Source organism: Tunicatimonas sp. (assembly GCF_049647865.1).
Classification (GTDB): Bacteria; Bacteroidota; Bacteroidia; order Cytophagales; family Cyclobacteriaceae; genus Tunicatimonas.
In genome coordinates this window covers 1-4,334 of sequence record NZ_JBARYM010000142.1, presented here as the reverse complement: position 1 = coordinate 4,334, position 4,334 = coordinate 1, and the positions used below count along the sequence as shown (strand labels likewise).

Sequence of the window (4,334 nt, the reverse complement as noted above, 5' to 3'; positions counted from 1 at the left end):
ACTCGCTGGCCTTTATAGACCAGTTCGTACTTATCCATATTACGCGGTTCATTAATCCACAGTAAGGTGTTTTCCAAGTTTTCGTTAGCCGGATCATCCTTAAAAATAAGGAGACCTGATTCGTTAATAGAAACCACATTAGAGTAACCTGATGAAAAGAGAATGCCGATAAAAATCATCGCTACACCAATATGCGAAATAGAGCCTCCTGCTAACTGAAAGTTTTCTTTTCCAAAGCGTAATAAGATTTTACCGTTCGCTACAATAGAATACACCGAAACGGTGAGCAGTAATATATAAACCGGATTGGTTATCTTTCCAATCAACATAGCCCCTGCGCTAACTACTAAAGTAATAATTAGCGGAATGGATAACTCACTCTTTAGCTTTTCAGGATTCATTTTGCGCCAGAAGAAAAACTGCCCTGTACCGGATAACAGCGCAATGGCAATAGCAAACCAAAGCTGAAATTTGGTATAAAACGCTATTTGGTCGGCAGGAGGAGCTATATTCGATACTCCGCCAAAAGCCTCAATAATAGAATTATACACTGGAATAGAGGTTGGCACCAGTACCTGAAAAGACATCAAGCAAAGCGTAGTAGCTCCAATAAAAATCCAGAACTCCCGGCTGTAGGTTGATGCTTCTTTCTCGGAAGTAGGAATATTTTTCCAATGAATGGCCGATAGAACGATAGCTGCGACCGTAAAGAACAGCATATAGATTAACAACTGGCCTGATAAGCCCAAGTCAGTAAACGAATGCACTGATGCATTGCCCAAAATGCCACTACGAGTTAAAAATGTACTGTATAGAATCAGCACGAACGTAGCGATTACCAGCACAATAGAAGTCTTAAGGGCCGTTCCGTTGTTCTTGAAAATGATTAGCGTGTGAATACTTGCTACTAAAACTAGCCAAGGAATATACACTGCGTTTTCTACCGGGTCCCAGTTCCAGTAACCGCCGAAGTTTAACGTCTCGTAGGCCCAGTAGGCTCCCATCATAATGCCTAGACCAAGAACAGCCGCCGAGAAAATAGCCCAAGGCAAGGCTGGTTTTATCCAGCTTTCGTACCGCTTCCGCCAAATACCGGCCATACAAAATGCAAACGGCACCAACGTGGTAGCAAAGCCTAAAAATAACGTAGGTGGATGAATGACCATCCAGTAGTTTTGTAACAGTGGATTCAGACCAGTTCCATCTTCAGGACGAAAATCAGGATTCATGGCGAAGACCGGGGCATCAACCATTACATCGCGCAGTAGCAGAAAGGGTGAGCTACCAATTTTCAGTTCAATACCCGGAATCACCGTACCGAGAATCATAGAAGCGAGGAATGCTTGTACTAATGCAAATACCGCCATCACCGGAGCTTCCCAACCCGTTTGCCGGTTAGTGCGAATCAGCACGAAACCTAAAATGACGTGCCAGAAAATCCACAGCAGGAAACTTCCCTCCTGTCCTTCCCAAAAGCAGGAAATCATGTAGTACACGGGTAGACTCAGCGAAGAATGGCTCCACGCATAATGATACTCGAAGAGATGGTTGTAGATAATATAGAATAGACTACCAATTACTCCAATAACCAATCCACCGTGAACGTAGAACGCAACTCGCGCGAAGTGTTTCCATGCCTGGGACTTTATAATATCTTTCTCTACCGTAGCAATAATGTAAGCATAGGCGGCTACTAGCGAGGCCACAAAGGAAGAAATAACAAAGAAGTGGCCAAGATTGCCAATGAGGGTATTAATCATTAGGAAGAAATTTCTTGCTGAAGGTTTTTAACAAATTCTACCGAAGCATGAGCGTAAGCAGCAATTTTCTCTATTGATAATGCTCCGTCACGCAGCATTTCTATGATAAGCTCTCTCTTTTCTTCCACTCTACCCTCCTGTTTTCCCTCCTGTTTGCCTTCTTGTATACCTTCTTGTATACCTTCTTGTTTTCCACGTTGGTAGATCACATCACTTTCCAGATCAAATTCAATTGGCATCTTTTCTATCGTTTGAAGTGTACTATGCTGTAAATTACGAAGTTTGGCCATGACCACCAACTGGCGGACATATCGCTGTAACTTAGATGTATTTTGACTAGTGGCTACTAGCCGATTTAGTATACTACCAACAACCTTTTCTGGCGATTCGTTCTTGAAATCGCCAAGTACAGCTAATAGAATTTCTTCAGGAATGTTGGAGGCAAGAAGCTGCTCATGATCATAATTGTGAATGTTGATAAGCTCAAACTGAAAGTTATTATCATCTCCGAAAATTAACTCAGCAATACTGGTTTTCATAGTCGGAGTTTTTTGCCCCAAGTAGACCACGAACTGGCTCACAGGTAGTTTGTGCAATTCTTGCAATAGTGCCCGGTAGGTTTGCATCCGCAGTACCATCTCGACCTGATCGCCCACCTGAAACTCGATGTGTAAGATGCGTTGCGGTTCGTTCTCAAAAGAAATGCGGCGAACAACATCCGGCTTACGCTCCAAAGTGAGCTGTAAATCAACCGCAACCTCTTCCATCACCTCTGGGCGGATACCAAATAATTTGTCGGAAAGCGGAAGGATTATCGCCTCAATATTTTCTTTGATAATCCGGTCGTACTCATTTGCCATGTACTAGCTCTAACTAATTTCTTCTTCCTGGTACTTGGAAGGGCATTTTAGTAGCAAGTCATCGGCTACAAAGTGTTCATCATGGTACGAACCAATAACGACTACCTGCTCGGAACGCAGTAGGTCGGCGGGCATGGGCTGACTGTAGTATACTTGCTGCTCCCGGTTATTTTCGTCTACCATCACGAAGGAAACGGTTAGCTTATCTTCCGAAGGTTCTACCCCTACTACTTCACCCTGCGCATCTTTCTTTAGCGTACCTACTACGTGAATACTCTTATCCTCACCCGATTGCGCTAGCTCACTAGCCTCATCAAAAGTAAGGTAAGAACTAGCATCTCCGGCGGTAGACATAATAATGGTAACCGATACGGCAATTACAATTAGGGCAATAATATACTTTAGTTTCATATTTTAAGGTGTTATGGTGTTAATGATTGCATTGTCATTACTCATTGTCCACTATCAATTTTCAGACAGTTCCTTCTCTAGTCTACTTACTTTCTGATCAATACGAATGGCGTAGATAACTAGTCCGGAGAATATCAGGAGCATTACCGCTACTACTACGTAAATCTTACCTTCCTGTCGAAAGGTATCAGCCATAGTGACTTCGTTAGCCGACTGAGCCAGTAGTGAACTAGCGTTAAGAACGCTCAGCCACAGCGCGGCTACGATCAAGCAGCATTTTTTCTTCCAAGCTTTCATTGTGTTTCTGTTTTATGATGTGCAAACGAATACGCAAACTGGTGAGCCACACTCCCATTAACGTCCAACCAATTACTGCCGGATAAAATATGAAGCGTAACTGACTAGCCGCGTCGTAAATATTGAATCCGGGGTTCCCGCCGTTGCCCGGGTGTAATGAATCAGTCATGCGGGGCAGAATAAACAGGAGCGGAATTAGCGTAGCGTAGGCGAAAATATTGTAAATCGCACTTACCCGCGACCGCTGCTGCTCATCGTTAAACGATCCTCGCAAAATGAAGTAAGCTGCGTAAATCAGTAGGGCGATAGCCGCTCCGTTTAGCTTAGGATCATTCGTCCAGAAAGCCCCCCAGGTAAATTTAGCCCATAACGACCCACTCAAAATACCCAAAATTCCGAACAACATGCCGGTATTAGCAAATTCAATGGCGTAGGTATCGTGCTTAAGCAACGGATTCGTCAGATGTTTAATCGAGTAAGCCACGGAGGCAGTAAACAGGGCTACCATGCCAAACCACATGGGCACGTGAAAGTGCAGCACCCGAACGGTTTCATTCAGTATTGGTAACCGGGGCACATCGGCCAGCAGACCGGCGGTGATGGTATATCCGACTAATAAAATGGCTAATATTTTCCACCATTGTTTTTTCATAGGTGCGTGTTCAGGTTACGGGTAAAGAAGGAAAAAGTCATTCGATAACAGGAAATATATCGTCAAAAGAGATCGGAAAATCGAACGGTAGAGCCGGAAAAGGCCCTTTCTTATAAGCTACCGCTGTTCCGTAATCGCCCTGATATAAATTACTGAATATATGGATCTGATGTTGGGGAATATCAATCACCCAATAAATAGGAACTCCCACTTGTGCATACAACTCCTTTTTTCTGCCTAAGTCACGAGCTAGCGTAGTGTCCGATACCTCAACTAGTAGTAGTAAATCAGCTACCTGAACATATTCATTTATCTGTAAACCCGCTCGCTGATGAGCAATAACCAGATCAGGTT

General features: G+C 43.7%; 6 protein-coding genes. All 6 read right to left on the bottom strand.

The annotated features are described in order from the left end of the window. Positions 1 to 1,760: cytochrome c biogenesis protein CcsA (ccsA, locus tag WBA23_RS04480; protein ID WP_424581049.1), on the bottom strand; the 1,760-nt coding region annotated here is incomplete at its 3' end. Beyond that, positions 1,760 to 2,620, bottom strand: coding sequence for a hypothetical protein (locus WBA23_RS04475; RefSeq protein WP_424581048.1), 861 nt, complete (start codon positions 2,618 to 2,620; stop codon positions 1,760 to 1,762). The genes WBA23_RS04475 and ccsA (WBA23_RS04480), both read right to left, overlap by 1 nt. A 9-nt stretch (positions 2,621 to 2,629) precedes the next feature. Next, positions 2,630 to 3,031 (bottom strand): cytochrome c maturation protein CcmE, encoded by a 402-nt coding sequence (locus tag WBA23_RS04470; RefSeq protein WP_424581047.1) that lies wholly within the window; start codon positions 3,029 to 3,031, stop codon positions 2,630 to 2,632. 54 nt (positions 3,032 to 3,085) lie between these two features. Further along, a complete protein-coding gene (locus WBA23_RS04465) occupies positions 3,086 to 3,226 on the bottom strand; it encodes a CcmD family protein (RefSeq protein WP_424581046.1) in 141 nt (46 codons plus the stop codon). A 40-nt stretch (positions 3,227 to 3,266) separates the two neighbouring features. Further along, a complete protein-coding gene (gene ccsA / locus WBA23_RS04460) occupies positions 3,267 to 3,980 on the bottom strand; it encodes a cytochrome c biogenesis protein CcsA (RefSeq protein WP_424581045.1) in 714 nt (237 codons plus the stop codon). A 37-nt stretch (positions 3,981 to 4,017) separates the two neighbouring features. Next, a partial coding sequence (locus WBA23_RS04455; RefSeq protein WP_424581044.1) for a Uma2 family endonuclease occupies positions 4,018 to 4,334 on the bottom strand: 317 nt, incomplete at its 5' end.

Bases quoted from the DNA above. Each gene is read 5' to 3' on its own strand.
- WBA23_RS04470 (WP_424581047.1), bottom strand. From the start codon at position 3,031: ATGAAACTAAAGTATATTATTGCCCTAATTGTAATTGCCGTATCGGTT.
- WBA23_RS04465 (WP_424581046.1), bottom strand. From the start codon at position 3,226: ATGGCTGATACCTTTCGACAGGAAGGTAAGATTTACGTAGTAGTAGCG.
- WBA23_RS04475 (WP_424581048.1), bottom strand. From the start codon at position 2,620: ATGGCAAATGAGTACGACCGGATTATCAAAGAAAATATTGAGGCGATA.
- ccsA (WP_424581045.1), bottom strand. From the start codon at position 3,980: ATGAAAAAACAATGGTGGAAAATATTAGCCATTTTATTAGTCGGATAT.